The organism is Mesorhizobium sp. B1-1-5 (assembly GCF_006443065.1).
Classification (GTDB): domain Bacteria; phylum Pseudomonadota; class Alphaproteobacteria; order Rhizobiales; family Rhizobiaceae; genus Mesorhizobium.
On record NZ_VFWS01000688.1, the window covers coordinates 1 to 1011 of the forward strand.

Sequence of the window (1011 nt, forward strand, 5' to 3'; positions counted from 1 at the left end):
ACAGCGGCCGATGCAGATGCACCGGGAAACGCATCGTCCTGCGCCTCGGTGGCGGGCTTGCGGGACACGGCTTTGCGCAGCCTCGACATCAGCAAGCCGATCCGGCTTGGACCCTCGGTGGCAGCGGCTCCGGGCTGCGCGGCAAGCGGCGGCACTGATGCTGGTGGCGGCGGCGGTGATTGCGGCGGCGATGCTTGCGGTATCGGCGGCGCCGGCGGAGGCGGCGCCCGGAATGCCTGGTCATCGAGCGGCGCCCGGCGCTCCTCTATCTTGCGGTCACGGCGGGATCGTGACCTGGCGGTCTCACGCAGGCTTTCATAGGCGCCGCGCATGGCGCCGAGACCGACGCCGGAGGCAAAGCCCAGCAGCAGGCCGGCAAGCGCCACCACGGCGCGCGACGGCCCGTTCGGCTCCAGCGGAATGGAGGCGGGCGAGATTACGCTCATATTGGCGGTGTTGATATTCTTCTGCTCGCCGGTCTCCTTGGCGCGCAGGAGATATTGCTCATAGACCGAGCGCTTGGCCGAGGCCTCGCGTTCCAGTTCGCGCATCGAGACAAGGTCGCTGTTGACGTCGCCGCTGCGCACCTTCATCTGCGCCAGGCGGGAAGCAAGGTCCTGTTCGAGCTGGACCGAGCGTTTCAGGTCAACCTGCAGCGACGACGCGATGCGGCTGAGTTCGGCGAGGCTGCGTTCGCGCGCGCCGGTGAGCTGGGCCTCGAGCGCCTGGCGCTCGGGATGGCGCGGTCCGAGCCGGACCGCTGCCCGATCAGCCTCCTGCTTGAGCGTTGCGTATTGCGAGCGCAGATCGCTCATGGAGTTGGAGTTGATCTCTTCCGGCAAGGTGCCGCTGAGCACCGAATTCACGTTGACCTGACGTGCCGAGGCCGCGCGGGCGTTCAGATCCATCGTGCGGGCGCGGGCGACTGAAAGCTGCTCGATGAGCTTGAGAATCTGGTCGTAGATGATCAGATCGCCATGCGCGTCGACAACATCATGGGTGGACATGAAA

1 protein-coding gene is annotated in these 1011 nt (G+C 66.8%); it reads right to left on the minus strand.

Features of this window, described 5'->3' with window-relative positions; all coding sequences use genetic code 11:
- Window positions 1-1011: GumC family protein (locus FJ980_RS34400; protein ID WP_181181437.1), on the minus strand; the 1011-nt coding region annotated here is incomplete at both ends.